The organism is Enterococcus sp. DIV1368f (assembly GCF_051712245.1).
Classification (GTDB): Bacteria; Bacillota; Bacilli; order Lactobacillales; family Enterococcaceae; genus Enterococcus; species Enterococcus faecalis.
Window position 1 is genome coordinate 968,099 of the sequence record NZ_JBIOON010000001.1, and the last position, 20,247, is coordinate 988,345.

20 protein-coding genes and 1 other RNA gene are annotated in these 20,247 nt (G+C 35.4%); 16 read left to right on the forward strand and 5 right to left on the reverse strand.

What is annotated here, in order from left to right; translation table 11 throughout:
* Positions 1 to 13: 13 nt before the first annotated feature.
* The 9 genes from IGL07_RS05010 (at position 14) to IGL07_RS05050 (ending at position 5,248) form a co-directional block, all read left to right on the forward strand.
* Entirely contained in the window at positions 14 to 1,330 is a 1,317-nt protein-coding gene (locus IGL07_RS05010; protein WP_010817156.1) for a Y-family DNA polymerase, read from the forward strand.
* 4 nt (positions 1,331 to 1,334) lie between these two features.
* On the forward strand, positions 1,335 to 1,724 hold the full coding sequence (locus IGL07_RS05015; RefSeq protein ID WP_002358138.1) for a hypothetical protein: 390 nt from the start codon (positions 1,335 to 1,337) through the stop codon (positions 1,722 to 1,724).
* A 71-nt stretch (positions 1,725 to 1,795) separates the two neighbouring features.
* Positions 1,796 to 1,993 carry a hypothetical protein gene (locus IGL07_RS05020; RefSeq protein ID WP_002360617.1) on the forward strand — a complete coding sequence of 66 codons (198 nt, stop codon included), beginning with the start codon at positions 1,796 to 1,798 and terminating at the stop codon, positions 1,991 to 1,993.
* A 17-nt stretch (positions 1,994 to 2,010) separates the two neighbouring features.
* Entirely contained in the window at positions 2,011 to 2,316 is a 306-nt protein-coding gene (locus IGL07_RS05025) for a hypothetical protein (RefSeq protein ID WP_002397742.1), read from the forward strand.
* 52 nt (positions 2,317 to 2,368) lie between these two features.
* Entirely contained in the window at positions 2,369 to 2,800 is a 432-nt protein-coding gene (locus tag IGL07_RS05030; RefSeq protein ID WP_002391595.1) for a universal stress protein, read from the forward strand.
* 70 nt (positions 2,801 to 2,870) lie between these two features.
* On the forward strand, positions 2,871 to 3,113 hold the full coding sequence (locus IGL07_RS05035) for a hypothetical protein (RefSeq protein ID WP_002377858.1): 243 nt from the start codon (positions 2,871 to 2,873) through the stop codon (positions 3,111 to 3,113).
* A gap of 369 nt (positions 3,114 to 3,482) precedes the next feature.
* Positions 3,483 to 3,929, forward strand: coding sequence for a GNAT family N-acetyltransferase (locus IGL07_RS05040; protein ID WP_002390030.1), 447 nt, complete (start codon positions 3,483 to 3,485; stop codon positions 3,927 to 3,929).
* 139 nt (positions 3,930 to 4,068) lie between these two features.
* The gene (locus tag IGL07_RS05045; protein WP_010817157.1) at positions 4,069 to 4,782 is read left to right on the forward strand and encodes a DsbA family oxidoreductase; all 714 of its coding nucleotides are present in this window, start codon (positions 4,069 to 4,071) and stop codon (positions 4,780 to 4,782) included.
* A 70-nt stretch (positions 4,783 to 4,852) separates the two neighbouring features.
* Positions 4,853 to 5,248 (forward strand): DUF805 domain-containing protein, encoded by a 396-nt coding sequence (locus IGL07_RS05050; protein ID WP_002358131.1) that lies wholly within the window; start codon positions 4,853 to 4,855, stop codon positions 5,246 to 5,248.
* Positions 5,249 to 5,427: 179 nt separating this feature from the next.
* Here IGL07_RS05050 and IGL07_RS05055 read toward each other — a convergent pair whose 3' ends face one another.
* On the reverse strand, positions 5,428 to 6,849 hold the full coding sequence (locus IGL07_RS05055) for a helix-turn-helix domain-containing protein (protein ID WP_002382000.1): 1,422 nt from the start codon (positions 6,847 to 6,849) through the stop codon (positions 5,428 to 5,430).
* A gap of 174 nt (positions 6,850 to 7,023) precedes the next feature.
* Between IGL07_RS05055 and ebpA the strand changes: the two genes are divergently transcribed.
* The 4 genes from ebpA (at position 7,024) to srtC (ending at position 14,753) form a co-directional block, all read left to right on the forward strand.
* Entirely contained in the window at positions 7,024 to 10,488 is a 3,465-nt protein-coding gene (gene ebpA / locus IGL07_RS05060) for an endocarditis and biofilm-associated pilus tip protein EbpA (protein WP_154080884.1), read from the forward strand.
* A gap of 3 nt (positions 10,489 to 10,491) precedes the next feature.
* Complete coding sequence (gene ebpB, locus IGL07_RS05065) at positions 10,492 to 11,922, forward strand: endocarditis and biofilm-associated pilus minor subunit EbpB (RefSeq protein ID WP_010817159.1); 1,431 nt, start codon at positions 10,492 to 10,494, stop codon at positions 11,920 to 11,922.
* The gene (ebpC, locus tag IGL07_RS05070) at positions 11,919 to 13,802 is read left to right on the forward strand and encodes an endocarditis and biofilm-associated pilus major subunit EbpC (RefSeq protein WP_010817160.1); all 1,884 of its coding nucleotides are present in this window, start codon (positions 11,919 to 11,921) and stop codon (positions 13,800 to 13,802) included. Before ebpB ends, ebpC begins: the two co-directional genes overlap by 4 nt.
* A 93-nt stretch (positions 13,803 to 13,895) precedes the next feature.
* A complete protein-coding gene (srtC, locus tag IGL07_RS05075) occupies positions 13,896 to 14,753 on the forward strand; it encodes an Ebp pilus assembly class C sortase (protein ID WP_002360607.1) in 858 nt (285 codons plus the stop codon).
* A gap of 312 nt (positions 14,754 to 15,065) precedes the next feature.
* On the opposite strand, the gene IGL07_RS05080 is transcribed toward srtC, so the two are convergent.
* Positions 15,066 to 15,359, reverse strand: coding sequence for a hypothetical protein (locus tag IGL07_RS05080; protein WP_010817161.1), 294 nt, complete (start codon positions 15,357 to 15,359; stop codon positions 15,066 to 15,068).
* Between the two features lie 193 nt (positions 15,360 to 15,552).
* Between IGL07_RS05080 and IGL07_RS05085 the strand changes: the two genes are divergently transcribed.
* From IGL07_RS05085 to IGL07_RS05095, 3 genes are all read left to right on the forward strand, one after another.
* Positions 15,553 to 15,756: a DUF378 domain-containing protein gene (locus tag IGL07_RS05085; RefSeq protein ID WP_002381996.1), complete on the forward strand. Its 204-nt coding sequence runs from the start codon at positions 15,553 to 15,555 to the stop codon at positions 15,754 to 15,756.
* Between the two features lie 348 nt (positions 15,757 to 16,104).
* Positions 16,105 to 16,617 carry an enterococcin EntV gene (gene entV, locus IGL07_RS05090; RefSeq protein WP_002377852.1) on the forward strand — a complete coding sequence of 171 codons (513 nt, stop codon included), beginning with the start codon at positions 16,105 to 16,107 and terminating at the stop codon, positions 16,615 to 16,617.
* The gene (locus IGL07_RS05095; protein ID WP_025189508.1) at positions 16,602 to 16,787 is read left to right on the forward strand and encodes a hypothetical protein; all 186 of its coding nucleotides are present in this window, start codon (positions 16,602 to 16,604) and stop codon (positions 16,785 to 16,787) included. Before entV ends, IGL07_RS05095 begins: the two co-directional genes overlap by 16 nt.
* 366 nt (positions 16,788 to 17,153) lie before the next feature.
* On the opposite strand, the gene IGL07_RS05100 is transcribed toward IGL07_RS05095, so the two are convergent.
* The 3 genes from IGL07_RS05100 to ssrA form a co-directional block, all read right to left on the reverse strand.
* Entirely contained in the window at positions 17,154 to 17,348 is a 195-nt protein-coding gene (locus IGL07_RS05100) for a hypothetical protein (protein WP_002360606.1), read from the reverse strand.
* A gap of 266 nt (positions 17,349 to 17,614) precedes the next feature.
* Positions 17,615 to 19,366: a DUF262 domain-containing protein gene (locus IGL07_RS05105; protein ID WP_002377851.1), complete on the reverse strand. Its 1,752-nt coding sequence runs from the start codon at positions 19,364 to 19,366 to the stop codon at positions 17,615 to 17,617.
* Positions 19,367 to 19,820: 454 nt separating this feature from the next.
* Positions 19,821 to 20,187, reverse strand: a transfer-messenger RNA (tmRNA) gene (gene ssrA, locus IGL07_RS05110).
* Positions 20,188 to 20,247: the final 60 nt, after the last annotated feature.

The following is a 20,247-nucleotide window of genomic DNA, read 5'->3' on the forward strand; positions in this document are numbered from 1 at the left end:
TGAGGTGATGTTTATGAAATTTGATTATGAAAAAGAACCTAGTCGCGATATTCTTTGTATTGATTGCAAAAGTTTTTACGCTAGTGTAGAATGCGCAGAACGTGGGTTAGATCCGTTGAAAACGATGTTAGTAGTGATGAGTAATGCCGAAAATGCGGGGGGATTAGTTTTATCAGCATCGCCAATGGCAAAAAAAGTTTTAGGTGTTTCAAATGTTACGCGTAAAAATCAAGTGCCCGCTCATCCTGATTTATATGTGGTTCCGCCACGAATGAATTTGTACATGAAAAAAAATCAAGAAATCAATAATTTATATAAAAAGTTTGTCGCAGATGAAGATCACTCTGTGTTTAGTGTAGATGAATCATTTCTTGATGTAACGGCTTCTTTAAGTTATTTTCATTGTGAAACCGCCTATAAAATGGCTCGGATTATCCAAAAAGTCGTTTATAATCATGTGGGTATTTATGTGACCGTTGGGATAGGGGACAATCCGTTACTGGCTAAATTGGCGTTGGACAATGGCGCCAAACATTCGCCAGATTTTATTGCAGAATGGCGGTATGATCGTGTACCAGATACTGTCTGGCAGTTGCCTTCTTTGACAGATTTTTGTGGGATTGGTCGCAGAATGGCTAAACGATTGAATCGTTTAGGAATTGATTCTGTATATGAGTTAGCGCAAGCGAATCCGCATCTTTTACAAGAAACATTTGGCGTGATGGGGCTTCAATTGTATGCTCATTCATGGGGGATTGATCGTACCTTTTTAGGGAAAAAAGCACCACATAAAGCTGAAAAATCATTTGGGAATAGTCAGATTTTACCGAGAGATTATGCGCGAAGAGATCAGATTGAACTAGTCTTAAAGGAACTGACAGAACAAGTGGCTGCTCGTTTAAGAAAAGCGCATTGTCAAACGGAATGTATCACAGTCTACGTTGGTTATTCCAAAGGTCAAATTGACCGTGAAGGACGAACTGGTTGGCGAAAACAACAAACGATTCCTGCAACAAACAATACAAAAGTTTTGATTACCTATGTATTAGCCCTTTTTAGAGAACATTATCTAGCGGGGACCGATGTCCGGCAATTAGGGCTTTCATATGGGAAATTAGTTTGGAATGAATCTTTACAATTAGATTTATTTTCGGAACCAGAAGAGCAAATTAGTGAAATGGAGTTAAACTATCTGATTGATAAAATCCGACAAAAATTTGGCTTTCAAGCTTTAATCCACGCCTCTTCTTTGTTGGAAGGCGCGACGGCAATTCATCGTTCAGGATTAGTCGGTGGACATGCTGGAGGAAATGTCGGTTTAGGAGGATAACATCATGAAACGAACAAAAAAAGAATTTACACCTTATAATGAGTACCATGATCGGCCCTTTGAACTGAAATGGGCGACCGCTTTTGCATTGGGGGAGTTACAAGAAGGAATCGAAGCTTCTGACGAATATTCTAAGAGAGCGTTTGAACGCTTACCGCAACAGACAACAGAAGAAATTGAAGAATACTTAGAGCAGTCTTTAAAAAATAACCAGGTTTTAGAAATCCAATTGAATACATTGGATGATTTTGGCCGTGTTCAACCGCCAATTGTTGGTGTTTTTGAAGGGATGAGTTCAATGGAGTATGCAAAAGTTGGACATACACATATTTTATTTGAAGAGATTCGGCATATTAAAAGTCATGAGTTTACAAAGTGGTCGAGCCTTGATTAAAAAACTATTGTTATACGTGCGTTTTGTGAAAACATATGAGATAATGTTCATAGGTAATAGAAATAAAAATTATGGAGGTGGCTAGGATGGGACATCATTTAAAAGGACACCATGGCAAAAAAACAAACGCAAATGGCGGTTTTTTAACAAAGTTATTGGCAGGCGGCGCCTTAGTGGGCGTAGGAAAAAAGTTATACGACAATCGTGAAAAAATTAAAGAGCTGTTAAGTGACGACAAAGAAAAAAGCAACGACACTGAAAACAAATAAAGGACTGGATTGACGGAATGGTAAAAGATGCAGCGTATATTATTGAAGAGATTACCACGATTTTAGAGGGAACCTATTTTGTGATAACCAAGAAAGCGAATAAGCGCCGCATGTGTTTACATGTTTCGGATACCGCGAAAGAATTTTTACGTTGTCGACTGGAATATGAAACATTCTTAGAGCAACAGTTTGATTATGCCACAAGGTTTTTAGAAACATGTACGGAAGATGTTTCTGTTGAAATTCAAACGGGACTACTTGAAGAAACAAATTATCAAGCATTAACCGTGGAAAAATTACAACAAATAGCCACTAAAATGTAACACAGCTGTTGTGTTAGTTTTGATTCTTAATTTGGTTAAGGAGGCGGATAAAATGTCAGTATATCAACATATTTTGGTTGCTCTTGATGGCTCAGATCAATCTGAAAAAGCTTTTCATGAAGCTGTCAGGATTGCCAAAGAGGAACAAGCCACTCTTTATTTAGCTACAATTATTAATGATGCTGAATTTACGACGAGTCCATTTTCTTTTGAAGAATTGTATGATTTAGAAAAACACAAGTCAGAAGAGATGCTCACTGAAAAGGCAAAACAAGCGAGTGAAATTGGTGTAAAAACAGTCAAAAAAATTGTTGAGCTTGGGAGCCCAAAACGTTATCTTGCCAACACGATTTCTGAAAATTATGCCATAGATTTAATTGTGCTAGGTGCCACGGGAAGAGGTGCTATTCAACGAACCTTAATTGGTTCTACTACAGATTATGTGGTTAACCATGCTTTGTGCAATGTCTTAGTCGTTCGCTAATTGTGAGTAAATAATCAAGGGAACAATGTTTTATCGGGACGTTTTTTTAAATTAAACGAGAGGTGAGTTTATGAAAACAAAAATCGGAAAAACAGTTATCTTGTCAGCGTTTTTATTCACAAGTTTCTTTTTACTGAGTGGTTGTACCTCGGCTGGCGAAGAGATGGAAAAAACAATTGATCGACAGAAAGAAAAAGTCGATAAAACGGTCGATAAGCAGAAACATAAAAATGAAAATTCCATGGAAAGTTACGACGAAAAAGTTGACCGTTCTTTAGATAGTCAAGAAGACAAAATCGATACTACTGAGTAACGGGAAAGCTTTCAACTATCGGCTAGTAAATAAATAATATACAAAAGGGAGCATCCACTGCAGTTATTTCTCACAGCGGATCCTCTCTTTTGTGGTTAAAAAGAAAAAGTTAACTGCTCCCCAACAGTTAACTTTTAATCATGTTGCACATAGTTAAAACACTCTATATATCATTTATATCATTTGAAACGGGTAGTGTAAAAAGAAATCTCTTGAAAAGAGTCTCCATTTATAGGGAAGATTTCCCATAAAAAAGAGAAACGTATAATCACAGAGAGTTAGAGAAAGCAAAGGGAAATAAGTATGTTAAAATAAGAAGCAAGAAAGAATATAAGTATGCAGAAAATAACAACTAATTAGGTGAAAACAATGGAAATACATTTTGAAAAAGTAACAAGCGATAATCGTAAAGCAGTGGAAAACTTACAAGTTTTCGCTGAACAACAAACCTTCATTGAATCAATGGCAGAAAATCTAAAAGAATCGGACCAATTTCCAGAATGGGAATCGGCAGGTATTTATGACGGCAATCAATTAATCGGCTATGCCATGTATGGACGTTGGCAAGATGGGCGCGTTTGGCTAGACCGCTTTTTAATTGATCAACGGTTCCAAGGACAAGGTTATGGGAAAGCAGCCTGTCGACTTTTAATGTTAATGCTAATAGAAAAATACCAAACAAACAAGCTATACTTGAGTGTTTATGATACGAACAGCTCAGCAATTCGGTTGTATCAACAACTCGGTTTTGTATTTAATGGTGAATTAGATACGAATGGCGAGCGGGTAATGGAATGGACATATCAGAATAAGTAGATAGAACAGGTGAGACAAAAGCCATAGCGCATTTTGTTTCACCTTTTTCTTTTAATTGGCTTCATTTGTTTACTTTTAGTAAGTAAAATGGTAAATTTAGTTCAATCTGTTTTGAAAAAAGAGTTACTGGAGGGTAAGGATGAAAATAGAATTTTTCCATGATGTTATTTGTAGTTTTTGTTTTCCAATGTCTGACCGCATGCATGAGATTCAACAAGAATTTCCTGAAATTGAATTGATTCATCGGTCGTTTGCGTTGGGATGGTCAGCAAACGATTTTGAAACAATGTTTGGCTCACGAGCAGCAGTAAAAGAAGAAGTTTTGACGCATTGGGTGCATGCCAATCAAAACGATTCAAAGCATCGTTTTAATATTGAAGGGATGAGGAAGCAACGATTTGATTTTCCAACATCAAAGAATGCATTATTAGCAGCAAAAGCAGCTGGATACATTGGCAACCAAGACACCTATTGGTTACTGTTTGATAAGTTACAAGAAGGTTTATTTATGAGAAGTTTAAATATTGAAGAGCCAGAAGTAATTGAGGAGCTAGTAAAAGAGACAACGATTGATTTTGCTTTATGGAAAGAAGCTGTTGCTTCCGAGGCTGTTTGGACGGCGGTTCAAGAAGATTTCGCGCTAGCTTCTGCTTATGGTTTACAAGGAGTTCCCGCACTAATCATTAATCAAAAATATTTAATTAATGGTGCAGTACCGAAACAGCAAATCAGCCAAACTATTCAAAAAATTCTCGCAGAAGAAAAACAACAGCAACCGTTAGTTTCATTAACTCCTTCTTCTGAAGGGTCAGCTTCGTGTGAGTTTAAGGAAGGCACATGGACGTGTCATTAAGCGGCATAAAATAACGTTATTCTTTGACAAAACGAAAGACTTCTGTAATAGTTAATGCGGGGGTGATAATATGTTTAACGCGTATAGAGAATACTGGAATAATATTACAACAATGAATGCGTCAGCAACACGAGCACAATATTGGTGGCCACAATTAATTAATTATTTGGTGTTAGGGATTTATTCAGCAATTACGGGCGTTTACAGATATATTGAAGTAACACCCAATGATGGAACAATCATTAAAGAATGGAATACCGTGACCATTATCTTTTTCTTGCTGACTGCTTTAATTTGGTTGGCAAACTTTACTGTTCGAGCAAGAAGACTGCATGATCGCGACCACAGTAACTGGTGGATTTTATTCTATTTACTTCCTTTTATCGGTACTTTAGTGATCTTCATTACATTAATTTTGCCAAGTAAAAGTCACACAAGATGGCCAGTGAATCAATCAGAAATTTAATTTGCTGGTTTCGTTTAGCTGATTATCTTAAGAGTGAAAATAGGACATAAGTCATTTCGACTTATGTCCTATTTTCTTTTTTATTTCAGAAAAATATCTTCTGTATGATGGCACCTCACATTACGCGGTTCTTGCTAAAAGGGCTATCTTTTTGGTAGATAGGGAAAACCATTAAGACGTTAAAAGTTTAATAAATCGAGCAATTCTCTTTTGTTAGAAAATAAGATAGCATCATTAATTAAAATACTTGGAACGCTGGTTTCAATAATTGGTTGATTGGTAATAATCAAGTCAAATTCTTCGAGTCGATGGTCACCTAATTGTTCTTCCGTAATTGCTAACGTATTTGAACGAATCCGATGCAAAGCTAAAATATCGTGGACATAGTTTCCAATATATTGACTATGATTCAGGCCCATGTCGCTAATAATCAAAATCTTTTTTGAGTCGAAACTCTGGTTAATTTCTGGAAAAGTATTAAGCAACCAAAAAATATAAGAAGATGAATAGTTTAATAGATTTGTTTCTAAAAGAGCGGAAAAGAAATGCAATTCTGCTTTTAATCGTGCATATAAGTGAAGCTGAGTAAAATGAATTTGTCGAGTGAAAAAGGTGGCCCTTTGTGTCAATTCGGAGGTGTCAAAAGGCACTAATTGAGAAAACAAATAAAGACAGGTTAACAAGTGAACAGCGAAGTCGACGACTTCTTCTGTTAATTGTTCAATCTGTGAAAAAGCATTAAATTTTAAATTTTCACGTATTCTTTGACTGATGACTTCTTGGTCTTCGGAGTAGTATTGCTGAAAAGCGCCTCTTTGAAAATATCGGAGAACTTCCCGATAGGTTTCACGGCTGAGTCCAGTAAAATGACGACTGAGTAAAAGATAATCTTCCATTTTGATTGGACTCTTTTTATCTGTTTTTTTCTGGAAACGTTGTTGAAATCCTTGATGCTCTCTTAATAAATCAACAATAAAATACATAATAAAGAAATCGTGTTCATAACTGTTATCCATACTAATAATATTTAATTGGCATTGATTACGACGCATTAATTGTTTGATTTCCTGCTTATCTAATTGATAAGGCAATTCATAATGACCATAATACATTAAAAAGAAAAAGGTTGTAAAAATACGTAAAGGCAATTCTTCTGTTTGGCTAGTTAATTGATAGCCTTGATCAACGATAACGCGAAGAGAGTAAGTTTCCAAGACCTGATTACACTGCTTCAATTTTCGAGCAAAAGAAGAGCGACTAATATTGATGGTATCGCAATAATATTCGATGGTTTTGCCAGGATTTTGGATAAACTCATGGAGCAATTGGGTGGTCGTTGACGTTTTTGCCATATCCGTCAGTACGTTTAAATATAAGGACACATTAAAGTTTTCTAAACGATAGCCTAATTTATGCGATGTTTTAATGGTTAAACTTTCGCCCCAACGCTGTTTAATCTCCTCAATATAACGAATAAAAGTAGACTCAGAACTACCAATATATTTTGCAAGTTCTTTTTTAGTCATCCATTTATCAGAAATGGATAAGACACGAATGATTTCTTCCATTTTCCGATAATTTTTTTCTAAAAACCTAATCATATTGTTTCCTCCCAAGTCCTTTACTTTAATGAAACAATCATCGAAACAATAACGCAATTTCAGAAATGAAACCGCTTGGTATGAAAGCTGGTGTGATTTAATGAGCTCCTTCTCTGTATAATAATTATCAGATTAGAATAATGAAATTTTACGTGCTAGGCAATTCTAATTTAACTGTTAATTCATAAAAGAAAGGAGAGAACAGACATTAAATTACTAAAGAAATTTGGGGTTTTCGGCGTAGTCTTTTTACTTGTCTCATCCTATTTCATACCGCTCATTGGCTATGCAGAAACAGCCAAAGAAGTTGAAATTACATCCGCTCAAATGATAACAGATGAGAATGATAAAACGAATATTAATATCGAGTTAAATCTTCTCAACCAAACAGAGCAGCCATTACAACGAGAAATTCAATTGAAAAATGCACAGTTCATGGATACTGCTGTAATTGAAAAAGACGGATATTCTTACCAAGTGACTAATGGTACGCTTTATCTGACTTTGGACGCACAAGTAAAAAAGCCGGTACAGCTTTCGTTAGCTGTTGAGCAAAGTTCGCTTCAAACAGCTCAGCCACCTAAGTTATTGTATGAAAACAACGAATATGATGTTTCAGTTACTTCTGAAAAAATAACAGTAGAGGATTCTGCTAAAGAATCAACTGAACCAGAAAAAATAACTGTACCAGAAAATACGAAAGAAACTAACAAAAATGATTCGGCTCCAGAAAAAACAGAACAGCCGACCGCAACAGAAGAGGTAACCAATCCATTTGCAGAAGCAAGAATGGCGCCAGCTACTTTGAGAGCGAATCTGGCACTGCCTTTAATTGCACCACAATACACGACGGATAATTCTGGGACTTATCCGACAGCTAATTGGCAGCCCACAGGCAATCAAAATGTGTTAAACCATCAAGGGAATAAAGATGGTGGTGCCCAATGGGATGGCCAAACGAGTTGGAATGGGGACCCTACTAATCGCACAAATTCTTATATTGAGTATGGCGGTACAGGAGACCAAGCCGATTATGCCATCCGAAAATATGCTAGAGAAACAACAACACCAGGGCTTTTTGATGTATATCTTAATGTGCGTGGAAATGTTCAAAAAGAAATCACGCCATTGGATTTGGTCTTAGTCGTTGACTGGTCCGGAAGTATGAATGAAAACAATCGGATTGGTGAAGTTCAAAAAGGAGTGAACCGTTTTGTTGATACATTGGCAGATAGCGGTATTACCAATAACATCAACATGGGCTATGTTGGCTACTCAAGTGACGGTTATAATAACAACGCCATTCAAATGGGGCCGTTTGATACAGTCAAAAATCCAATTAAAAATATTACGCCAAGTAGCACTAGAGGAGGAACTTTCACTCAAAAAGCATTAAGAGATGCTGGTGATATGTTAGCAACGCCAAATGGACATAAGAAAGTTATTGTACTTTTAACGGATGGCGTCCCAACCTTCTCTTATAAAGTGAGTCGAGTTCAAACAGAGGCGGATGGTCGCTTTTACGGGACACAATTTACGAATCGACAAGATCAACCAGGTAGCACTTCTTATATCTCTGGTAGCTATAATGCGCCAGATCAAAACAATATCAATAAACGGATTAACAGTACGTTTATCGCCACGATAGGTGAGGCAATGGCCTTAAAGCAACGTGGGATTGAAATACATGGATTGGGCATTCAATTGCAAAGCGATCCACGAGCTAATTTATCTAAACAACAAGTTGAAGATAAAATGCGTGAGATGGTGTCAGCCGATGAAAATGGAGACCTTTATTATGAATCCGCGGATTATGCACCAGACATTTCTGATTATTTAGCGAAAAAAGCCGTTCAAATTTCAGGAACGGTTGTAAACGGAAAAGTAGTTGATCCAATTGCTGAACCTTTTAAATACGAGCCAAATACATTATCAATGAAAAGTGTGGGTCCTGTTCAGGTTCAAACATTACCAGAAGTGTCGCTAACAGGCGCTACAATTAATAGTAATGAGATTTATTTGGGTAAAGGGCAAGAAATTCAAATTCATTATCAAGTACGTATTCAAACAGAGTCAGAAAACTTCAAACCTGATTTTTGGTATCAAATGAATGGTCGGACAACGTTTCAGCCATTAGCCACGGCCCCTGAAAAAGTTGATTTTGGGGTTCCTTCGGGAAAAGCACCTGGCGTGAAGTTAAACGTGAAAAAAATCTGGGAAGAGTATGATCAAGACCCAACAAGTCGGCCAGATAATGTGATTTATGAAATTAGTAGAAAGCAAGTAACTGACACAGCCAACTGGCAAACTGGGTATATTAAATTATCAAAACCAGAAAATGATACCAGCAATAGTTGGGAGCGCAAAAATGTAACCCAACTTTCTAAAACCGCGGATGAAAGCTATCAAGAAGTTCTTGGACTTCCCCAATACAACAATCAAGGACAAGCTTTCAATTACCAAACAACCCGTGAATTAGCAGTTCCTGGTTACAGTCAAGAAAAAATCGACGATACTACTTGGAAAAACACGAAGCAGTTCAAGCCATTAGATTTAAAAGTAATCAAAAATTCTTCCTCAGGTGAGAAAAACTTAGTGGGAGCCGTCTTTGAATTGAGTGGTAAAAATGTTCAAACCACATTAGTGGACAATAAAGATGGTAGCTATTCCTTGCCAAAAGATGTGCGCCTACAAAAAGGGGAACGCTATACATTAACTGAAGTAAAAGCACCTGTAGGACATGAGTTAGGCAAGAAAACGACTTGGCAAATTGAGGTGAATGAGCAAGGCAAAGTAAGCATCGATGGACAAGAAGTGGCCACCACAAATCAAGTTATTCCATTGGAAATTGAAAATAAATTTTCTTCTTTGCCAATCAGAATTAGAAAATACACCATGCAAAACGGCAAACAAGTGAACTTAGCAGAGGCGACTTTTGCGTTGCAAAGAAAAAATGCTCAAGGAAGTTACCAAACTGTGGCAACTCAAAAAACAGATACTGCAGGATTGAGCTATTTTAAAATTAGTGAACCTGGTGAGTATCGAATGGTGGAACAATCAGGACCATTAGGATACGACACTCTTGCTGGAAATTATGAATTTACTGTTGATAAATATGGGGAAATTCACTATGCAGGCAAAAATATTGAAGAAAATGCGCCAGAATGGACACTGACACATCAAAATCATTTGAAACCTTTTGACTTAACGGTTCATAAAAAAGCCGATAATCAGACGCCACTTAAAGGAGCGAAATTCCGTTTAACAGGACCAGATACGGATATTGAATTACCAAAAGATGGCAAAGAAACGGATACTTTTGTTTTTGAAAACTTAAAACCAGGGAAATATGTCCTAACAGAAACCTTTACGCCAGAAGGATATCAGGGGTTAAAAGAACCAATCGAATTAATAATTCGCGAAGATGGTTCAGTCACGATAGATGGGGAAAAAGTAGCAGATGTTTTAATTTCTGGAGAGAAGAATAATCAAATTACTTTAGATGTTACTAACCAAGCAAAGGTTCCTTTACCTGAAACTGGTGGCATAGGACGCTTGTGGTTTTACTTGATAGCGATTAGTACATTCGTGATAGCGGGTGTTTATCTCTTTATTAGACGACCAGAAGGGAGTGTGTAATCAATGAAAAACGCACGTTGGTTAAGTATTTGCGTCATGCTACTCGCTCTTTTCGGGTTTTCACAGCAAGCATTAGCAGAAGCATCGCAAGCAAGCGTTCAAGTTACGTTGCACAAATTATTGTTCCCTGATGGTCAATTACCAGAACAGCAGCAAAACACAGGGGAAGAGGGAACGCTGCTTCAAAATTATCGGGGCTTAAATGACGTCACTTATCAAGTCTATGATGTGACGGATCCGTTTTATCAGCTTCGTTCTGAAGGAAAAACGGTCCAAGAGGCACAGCGTCAATTAGCAGAAACCGGTGCAACAAATAGAAAACCGATCGCAGAAAATAAAACACAGACAATAAATGGAGAAGATGGAGTGGTTTCTTTTTCATTAGCTAGCAAAGATTCGCAGCAACGAGATAAAGCCTATTTATTTGTTGAAGCGGAAGCACCAGAAGTGGTAAAGGAAAAAGCTAGCAACCTAGTAGTGATTTTGCCTGTTCAAGATCCACAAGGGCAATCGTTAACGCATATTCATTTATATCCAAAAAATGAAGAAAATGCCTATGACTTACCACCACTTGAAAAAACGGTACTCGATAAGCAACAAGGCTTTAATCAAGGAGAGCACATTAACTATCAGTTAACGACTCAGATTCCAGCGAATATTTTAGGATATCAGGAATTCCGTTTGTCAGATAAGGCGGATACAACGTTGACACTTTTACCAGAATCAATTGAGGTAAAAATGGCTGGAAAAACAGTTACTACAGGTTACACACTGACGACGCAAAAGCATGGATTTACGCTTGATTTTTCAATTAAAGACTTACAAAACTTTGCAAATCAAACAATGACTGTGTCGTATCAAATGCGTTTAGAAAAGACCGCTGAACCAGACACTGCGATTAACAACGAAGGACAATTAGTCACGGACAAGCATACCTTGACTAAAAGAGCCGCAGTTCGTACAGGCGGCAAGTCTTTTGTCAAAGTTGATAGTGAAAATGCGAAAATCACCTTGCCAGAGGCTGTTTTTATCGTCAAAAATCAAGCGAGGGAATACCTCAATGAAACAGCAAACGGGTATCGTTGGCAAAAAGAAAAAGCATTAGCTAAAAAATTCACGTCTAATCAAGCCGGTGAATTTTCAGTTAAAGGCTTAAAAGATGGCCAGTACTTCTTAGAAGAAATCTCTGCACCAAAAGGTTATCTTCTGAATCAAACAGAAATTCCTTTTACGGTGGAAAAAAATTCTTATGCAACGAACGGACAACGAACAGCACCGTTACATGTAATCAATAAAAAAGTAAAAGAGTCAGGCTTCTTACCAAAAACAAATGAAGAACGTTCTATTTGGTTGACGATTGCAGGCCTGCTAATCATTGGGATGGTAGTCATTTGGCTATTTTATCAAAAACAAAAAAGAGGAGAGAGAAAATGAAGCAATTAAAAAAAGTTTGGTACACCGTTAGTACCTTGTTACTAATTTTGCCACTTTTTACGAGTGTATTAGGGACAACAACTGCATTTGCAGAAGAAAATGGGGAGAGCGCACAGCTCGTGATTCACAAAAAGAAAATGACGGATTTACCAGATCCGCTTATTCAAAATAGCGGGAAAGAAATGAGCGAGTTTGATAAATATCAAGGACTGGCAGATGTGACGTTTAGTATTTATAACGTGACGAGCGAATTTTACGAGCAACGAGCGGCAGGCGCAAGCGTTGATGCAGCTAAACAAGCTGTCCAAAGTTTAACTCCTGGGAAACCTGTTGCTCAAGGAATCACCGATGCAAATGGGAATGTCACTGTTCAGTTACCTAAAAAACAAAATGGTAAAGATGCAGTGTATACCATTAAAGAAGAACCAAAAGAGGGTGTAGTTGCTGCTACGAATATGGTGGTGGCGTTCCCAGTTTACGAAATGATCAAGCAAACAGATGGTTCCTATAAATATGGAACAGAAGAATTAGCGGTTGTTCATATTTATCCTAAAAATGTGGTAGCCAATGATGGTAGTTTACATGTGAAAAAAGTAGGAACTGCTGAAAATGAAGGATTAAATGGCGCAGAATTTGTTATTTCCAAAAGCGAAGGCACACCAGGCACAGTAAAATATATCCAAGGAGTCAAAGATGGATTATATACATGGACAACGGATAAAGAACAAGCAAAACGCTTTATTACTGGGAAAAGTTATGAAATTGGCGAAAATGATTTCACAGAAGCAGAGAATGGAACGGGAGAATTAACAGTTAAAAATCTTGAGGTTGGTTCGTATATTTTAGAAGAAGTAAAAGCTCCAAATAATGCAGAATTAATTGAAAATCAAACAAAAACACCATTTACAATTGAAGCAAACAATCAAACACCTGTTGAAAAAACAGTCAAAAATGATACCTCTAAAGTTGATAAAACAACACCAAACTTAGATGGTAAAGATGTGGCAATTGGCGAAAAAATTAAATATCAAATTTCTGTAAATATTCCATTGGGGATTGCAGACAAAGAAGGCGACGCTAATAAATACGTCAAATTCAATTTAGTTGATAAACATGATGCAGCCTTAACTTTTGATAACGTGACTTCTGGAGAGTATGCCTATGCGTTATATGATGGGGATACAGTGATTGCTCCTGAAAATTATCAAGTGACTGAACAAGCAAATGGCTTCACTGTCGCCGTTAATCCAGCATATATTCCTACGTTAACGCCAGGCGGCACACTAAAATTCGTTTACTTTATGCATTTAAATGAAAAAGCAGATCCTACGAAAGGCTTTAAAAATGAGGCGAATGTTGATAACGGTCATACCGACGACCAAACACCACCAACTGTTGAAGTTGTGACAGGTGGGAAACGTTTCATTAAAGTCGATGGCGATGTGACAGCGACACAAGCCTTGGCGGGAGCTTCCTTTGTCGTTCGTGATCAAAACAGTGACACAGCAAATTATTTGAAAATCGATGAAACAACGAAAGCAGCAACTTGGGTGAAAACAAAAGCCGAAGCAACTACTTTTACAACAACGGCTGATGGATTAGTTGATATCACAGGGCTTAAATACGGTACCTATTATTTAGAAGAAACTGTAGCTCCTGATGATTATGTCTTGTTAACAAATCGGATTGAATTTGTGGTCAATGAACAATCATATGGCACAACAGAAAACCTAGTTTCACCAGAAAAAGTACCAAACAAACACAAAGGTACCTTACCTTCAACAGGTGGCAAAGGAATCTACGTTTACTTAGGAAGTGGCGCAGTCTTGCTACTTATTGCAGGAGTCTACTTTGCTAGACGTAGAAAAGAAAATGCTTAATTTCTAGCATCACCGAAGAAATTTTTAGAAAAACAAAGAGCCTGGGCCAATCACTGTCCCAGGCTCTCATGCTTTATTTTTAAGGAGGAAGCAATGAAGTCAAAAAAGAAACGTCGTATCATTGATGGTTTTATGATTCTTTTACTGATTATTGGAATAGGTGCATTTGCGTATCCTTTTGTTAGCGATGCATTAAATAACTATCTGGATCAACAAATTATCGCTCATTATCAAGCAAAAGCAAGCCAAGAAAACACCAAAGAAATGGCTGAACTTCAAGAAAAAATGGAAAAGAAAAACCAAGAATTAGCGAAAAAAGGCAGCAATCCTGGATTAGATCCTTTTTCTGAAACGCAAAAAACAACGAAAAAACCAGACAAATCCTATTTTGAAAGTCATACGATTGGTGTTTTAACCATTCCAAAAATAAATGTCCGTTTACCAATTTTTGATAAAACGAATGCATTACTATTGGAAAAAGGAAGCTCCTTGTTAGAAGGAACCTCCTATCCTACAGGTGGTGCGAATACACATGCGGTCATTTCAGGACATCGTGGTCTCCCTCAAGCCAAATTATTTACAGATTTGCCAGAATTAAAAAAAGGCGATGAATTTTATATCGAAGTCAATGGGAAGACGCTTGCTTATCAAGTAGATCAAATAAAAACCGTTGAACCAACTGATACAAAAGATTTACACATTGAGTCTGGCCAAGATCTCGTCACTTTATTAACTTGCACACCGTATATGATAAACAGTCATCGGTTATTAGTTCGAGGACATCGTATCCCATATCAACCAGAAAAAGCAGCAGCGGGGATGAAAAAAGTGGCACAACAACAAAATTTACTATTATGGACATTACTTTTAATTGCCTGTGCGTTAATTATTAGCGGCTTCATTATCTGGTACAAGCGGCGGAAAAAGACGACCAGAAAGCATGGAAATTAACGATTCGTATAATAAAAGTGACTATGTTTTTATTTTTTTAAACCCTTTACGTAGTAAATCAATGACCAAACCTAAGCAAAAATAAGTACAAAAATGAAGCCCAGAAGAAATCAACGTTCTGGTTGTTAAAGGCTGCTGGGAATAATAAGTATCCAGCACAGGCGTTTGGTGAATAATAGAAAAACCTAGAAAATCTGTAAGGGCCAATAGAAATCCCTTACTATCATATCCAGAAAACCAAAGTAGTATGACGAAAAGGCTAAACATACTAAAAAAAAGAGTAAAAAATAGCTTTTCAATTTTTAATCCTCCTTATCGTGCATAATTGAACCAGAGAAACAGAAGTATTAACGAAATAACTAAAAGAGCAAGCCCTGAATAAAAAGCGACAAAGGGCCAATCAATCGACTGTTTAAATTCCTGCCAAGTTTGGATTTTTCTGTTTTTTTTCGCGCTATCTTCAAGCGTGAGTAAATAATTCAATAGTAAGAGGAGCAGCAACACCGTGAAATCATTTGTGGTAAAAAACACATGTAAAAATAGAATGACAAAGACAACACGGGATAACACTCGATTCCGCAAAATTAAAAATAACTTAGCACGCATAATAAACCACCATTTCTTATCAGAGATAATGAATCTGTTTTTGTCTACTCTTTAGTTATATCATAAAATTCTTAATAATGAAAAAATGATTTGAGAAAATAATTGGAAAAAGTTTTTTTCTGAATCATTATTTTCGTAAATAAAGAATAAACGTGTTACTCTTGGCTTATCAAATTTGGAAGGAGTGTTAAAAATGAAATATCTGGATATTATTGCTTTAATTTTATTGATTGTCGGAGGCTTAAACTGGTTATTAGTTGGCGCATTTAATTTTGATTTAGTTGCAACAATTAGTGGCGGTGCAACCACACCATTAGCAAAAATTATCTATATTATTGTCGGAATTTGTGCGATTTATTCTATTAAGTTTTTAGCTCCTTTGTTCCGCGAACCATAGGATTGATTTAAAAGATTTAGATAACGTGAAGTTATTTTGACTTAGCAATTGAGAGTTTCCTTGAGAAAGGGGACTCTTTTTTTATTTTCTATATTCGTTTCAGAAGGTTTAGGTAAGCTCAAAAAATATTTCAAGAGAGCAGTGTTGTTTTCAAAATAGAACCTAGCACTACCTCAAATAACCTGTGTCTTTTTTTGAATCATTAGTTCAAATTGATGTGATCACTAGTGAGAAAAATCAACTCTAGGATATATAGGAAAATATAAGCATCAAATAGGGATTTTGATGATAAATTATCTTTTTCCTTGTTATGATTATAACAAGGAAAAAGAAAGTAGGGATTTATGTATGGAATTACAGGTGACAAAAAAGGCTAAATTTTTTTGTTTGGCGATGGCATTACTAATGACATTAGGTATTTTTATCAGCGCTGGTACAAGTGTTTATGCATCTGACCAGCTAGAGGATTCAGAAGTTGAGGCTGTAGCAAAGGGACTGGAAGAAATGTATGCGAATGGAGTGACGGAAGATAACTTTAAAAACTATGTCAAAAATAATTTTGCTCAGCAAGAGATTTCTTCAGTTGAGAAGGAGTTAAATGTAAATATTTCTGATGCTTCAACAGTAGTTCAAGCGCGTTTTAATTGGAATGCATTAGGAAGTTGCGTTGCTAACAAAATCAAAGATGAGTTTTTTGCAATGATTAGTATCAGCGCAATTGTAAAAGCTGCACAAAAGAAGGCTTGGAAAGAATTAGCAGTGACTGTATTACGCTTCGCTAAAGCCAATGGGTTAAAGACGAATGCTATTATTATAGCTGGACAACTAGCTTTATGGGCAGTTCAATGTGGGTTAAGTTAATGAATTTAAAAGATCATGTTACGGAAATAGTAATTACTTTTATCATCGCTTTTGTGTATACTTGGATAGATTCAGGAGAAATTGAAATCTTAAAGACTCTTTTGATAACAATAATATTTTTAGCCATGTTCTATGCAATACCCAAAATCACCAAGAGAAAAAGAAAATGAAGTGGTTTTAGAAAGATAATGTGATAGGAAGTGTAAGAGGAGGTAACGAGCCTTCTCTTTATTTTTTTATTGACCTGTTATGTAGATGGTTCACGACAACCACATTAACAGTTTAAGAGGTAATACTTATAAAAAAGCCATAGAAATTTCATTACACTTAAGGTGGAAATATAAGTATCCTATATAACATTCAGGTTTAAACTATTCAATGTTTCTTTGATAAGCTTAGCATAACTTGATTCCTACTTAGAATGGGTTCAGTAACTTTAATTCTACAGAATTTTTTGGGGTCTTTTTTTGTGAATCAAAAAAGATGTTGAAAAAAATATTGATATTAGAAATATAGAAGCTAAAAACTACATCATATCAAGATATGTTTTTTTCTAAATCATCAAAATACTTTACTAATATTTCCGCTTTTCCAAGTCCAATATTTTCAATAGCTGTTTTTCCACTTCTGATTTTGTCAATGTATTGCGTGCTGATACCAGTTTCTTTTGCAATACGATAGCTCGTTAAATCTAGGTCTATTAATTTTTCGATTTTTTCAGTGTAAGTCATTTAATCAACTACTTTCTTTTGCTTAATATGCCTACAATTAACAAGATCACTGAGTAAGTAATCCAATTAATTACAGTAAAAAGTGTCAGTACTAAACCGACTAACACGATAGTTAATAATAGTAATACATAATTTTTATTATTCATGTTATTCTTGCTAGAATTATTCTATAGAGAAGGGAATACTAGCAAGAATAATAGGGTTAGTTTATTTCTATACTATCTAGCTTTGATATAAAACATAGTTATTAGTAATTGAAAAGATGTCTAAAAAGATAAGTTTTGTAGCAGTCTTTTTCTTAATTCTTCCTTCCTATCTGTATACATTTGGATGAATTCATTCTTTTTATAAACTTTATTTAGTAAATTCCTATTTAGATAATAATCCAGTTCCTCGTTAGAATTATATCTTTTTAATATCCAATCATCGAAATACTTATTATTTTTTTCTGTATTAGGAATGCCTTCTAGTAATTGTAAATTTACAATTGTATCGATGTGTTCAACAATAAATGTTATTTCTTCTTCTGAATAACCTATTTCTCTTAAATTCTTTTTATTTTTATATTTGCTTGAAGGGAATATATGATCTTGGTGAAACTTATTTTTTAAATCTATGGCTGGAAAAATTACCGATAAAAGTGTGAAAGAGTACTTTCCAATTTTTGTATCTAGTAAATAATCAATGTCTTCATCCGTTATGATTAAAGATTTGTTTGTATCTCTAACTTTAAGAAGTTTTGACAATGGGAACCCTTCGGATAAATCCTGCATATTTTCTCTCATTTTAAGTAATATTGAGTCTGGAGTTCCTCCAAAGATTCTTTTTAACAAAGAAATCTGAACAAAATATTTTATTTTATTCCTATCATTTAAGTATCTATCAGCTTCTAAATAGTTATTTGGGCAATCAATTTTGTATAGGTAATAAACAACAGGGATGATTACACTATTAGCAATTAAAGTATCTCCATTAAACCCAAAATTTGAAAGTAAATTCACTGCTAAAGATATTGCTTTTTTTGTCTTTTCCCAGTTAGTTTCGATTAGGTTTGTGGTTTGTTTGTCAAAATTGGAAGCTCTAAATTTAATATTCTTTTTATCAGTTAACACTAAAGCAGCCTTTAAAATATTATCTTTGTTAAAATTGAAACCGTTTCCTATCATATTTAGTTCATCAACTAATGAATAAATTTCTTCTCGAGCATTCAGATTTTGCCATTTAGCAGTCGCTAAAGAAAGCAAAAGGTCAGAATAAGTTAGCGTAGTACCACCGCTATTCATTCTGATAAAGATATCTAAAACCTTATCAATTTCTTGTGAGTTTTCTTCATAATATGCCAATATATCTTTTTCCATCATTTGATGTAAAGTTCCTAAAGAATTCATAATATAACTTGTTTTTTCAACGGATTCATTAGGAAAATTTTTCCGATAAAGCTCTTGATATCTAGCAATCACAGTAAACATTTCACCTACTTCAAATTGCAAAATATCGGAGACAGGGTACCAAAGAGTATCTTCGGTAAAATCTTCTGCTTCCTCATTAGTTAAAAATCTAAAATCAAATTGAACATCTTTGTTGGTATCTAAATTTGGAGAAACGATATTTAAATAAAGCTGTCTCGAAGGATAAGCATTGTCATTATTTTTCCATGCTCCTTTTATTTTGTAGCTGTAGGTACCTTTCAAAGCTATATAGATAGATGTTATTCTTTGTTGCCCATCTAGTATTGCTGTAACACTATCTTTATGTGAAATATTGATTTTTGTATTATGTCTAGCATCTCTTTGATGGTATTCTTTTAATATGTTATAAAATTCATATTTATTTATATTTTCATTTTGGACGTTCCAAAATAAGAACGAGCCGATGGGATATCCTTTCATAATGGAATCGAATAATCTTTCAATTTGTTCTGGTTTCCATACAAATTCTCTTTGAAGCGCAGGTAGTACATATTCATTGTTATCTATTTTCTTAATTAAATTTTTTATAGTGAAATTTACGTAACCCATTTTGAGAATCTCCTTTGACATTATTTAATTAATTTTACCACATAAAATACAAAAATATTGAATCTATTTTTATTATACAAATTTGTTATCTGGATTCTATAAGGTAATATAAATCGAAATTTCTACAGGTTTATCCATTAGAATATCTATTCATAAATATGAAATAATTACAATGGAGATTCATTTTAGAAAAAGTGGATATCCATGTGAAGCTAATCGAATCAAGTATAATTTAAATAAATTGAAATTATTCAGCAGAAAATTGGTTCGTTATGTAAAAGATTACCTTTTTAATAATGTTTTCTTGAAAGTATTCACCAAATTTTGATTATTAGTTGATACCTTTTTCTATTTTCTTTATGATTTTTCTCAAAAGTCCGAGTTCAGTCCAACTCCCAAGAAAATAAGGAACTTACTAAATCGTTGATTTAACAACGTTTAGCAAGTTCCTTTTTAATGGAGACGGCGGGAGTCGAACCCGCGTCCAAACATATTGCCACTTAAATCTCTACGTTCATAGACACTCATTTAAAGGTTCGCTTTACAGCGTGCCGAGTGACAGGCATTCTGTATTGCTAGTCTGGTAAGCTCTTCTAAATTTTACAGACGGAAAAATTTAGCGTATCCCACTTCGATTAGGACCCTGACCCGAGCACATGGGCGATGCCGGGAGGATCTTCGCTAGCTGGTTTTTAGGCAGCTAAAGCGAAAGAATTGTTTTCGTTTTTAGCAGTTATATTTAACTGTAACGTTTTAACGTAGCCGTAACCTACGAAACGCAATTCAAGCTCAACTATGCCTGTCGAATCCGTAACGCCCCCGAAATAACATAAGTATCCCTTGATACTTATCAAAGTATAGCATAAATTCCTTGTTTTTTC

Bases quoted from the DNA above. Each gene is read 5' to 3' on its own strand.
- entV (WP_002377852.1), top strand. From the start codon at position 16,105: ATGGAATTACAGGTGACAAAAAAGGCTAAATTTTTTTGTTTGGCGATG.
- IGL07_RS05015 (WP_002358138.1), top strand. From the start codon at position 1,335: ATGAAACGAACAAAAAAAGAATTTACACCTTATAATGAGTACCATGAT.
- IGL07_RS05020 (WP_002360617.1), top strand. From the start codon at position 1,796: ATGGAGGTGGCTAGGATGGGACATCATTTAAAAGGACACCATGGCAAA.
- IGL07_RS05055 (WP_002382000.1), bottom strand. From the start codon at position 6,849: ATGATTAGGTTTTTAGAAAAAAATTATCGGAAAATGGAAGAAATCATT.
- IGL07_RS05105 (WP_002377851.1), bottom strand. From the start codon at position 19,366: ATGGGTTACGTAAATTTCACTATAAAAAATTTAATTAAGAAAATAGAT.
- IGL07_RS05050 (WP_002358131.1), top strand. From the start codon at position 4,853: ATGTTTAACGCGTATAGAGAATACTGGAATAATATTACAACAATGAAT.
- IGL07_RS05040 (WP_002390030.1), top strand. From the start codon at position 3,483: ATGGAAATACATTTTGAAAAAGTAACAAGCGATAATCGTAAAGCAGTG.
- IGL07_RS05035 (WP_002377858.1), top strand. From the start codon at position 2,871: ATGAAAACAAAAATCGGAAAAACAGTTATCTTGTCAGCGTTTTTATTC.
- IGL07_RS05095 (WP_025189508.1), top strand. From the start codon at position 16,602: ATGTGGGTTAAGTTAATGAATTTAAAAGATCATGTTACGGAAATAGTA.
- IGL07_RS05080 (WP_010817161.1), bottom strand. From the start codon at position 15,359: ATGCGTGCTAAGTTATTTTTAATTTTGCGGAATCGAGTGTTATCCCGT.
- IGL07_RS05085 (WP_002381996.1), top strand. From the start codon at position 15,553: ATGAAATATCTGGATATTATTGCTTTAATTTTATTGATTGTCGGAGGC.
- ebpC (WP_010817160.1), top strand. From the start codon at position 11,919: ATGAAGCAATTAAAAAAAGTTTGGTACACCGTTAGTACCTTGTTACTA.
- IGL07_RS05010 (WP_010817156.1), top strand. From the start codon at position 14: ATGAAATTTGATTATGAAAAAGAACCTAGTCGCGATATTCTTTGTATT.
- IGL07_RS05025 (WP_002397742.1), top strand. From the start codon at position 2,011: ATGGTAAAAGATGCAGCGTATATTATTGAAGAGATTACCACGATTTTA.
- IGL07_RS05045 (WP_010817157.1), top strand. From the start codon at position 4,069: ATGAAAATAGAATTTTTCCATGATGTTATTTGTAGTTTTTGTTTTCCA.
- IGL07_RS05100 (WP_002360606.1), bottom strand. From the start codon at position 17,348: ATGACTTACACTGAAAAAATCGAAAAATTAATAGACCTAGATTTAACG.
- srtC (WP_002360607.1), top strand. From the start codon at position 13,896: ATGAAGTCAAAAAAGAAACGTCGTATCATTGATGGTTTTATGATTCTT.
- IGL07_RS05030 (WP_002391595.1), top strand. From the start codon at position 2,369: ATGTCAGTATATCAACATATTTTGGTTGCTCTTGATGGCTCAGATCAA.
- ebpB (WP_010817159.1), top strand. From the start codon at position 10,492: ATGAAAAACGCACGTTGGTTAAGTATTTGCGTCATGCTACTCGCTCTT.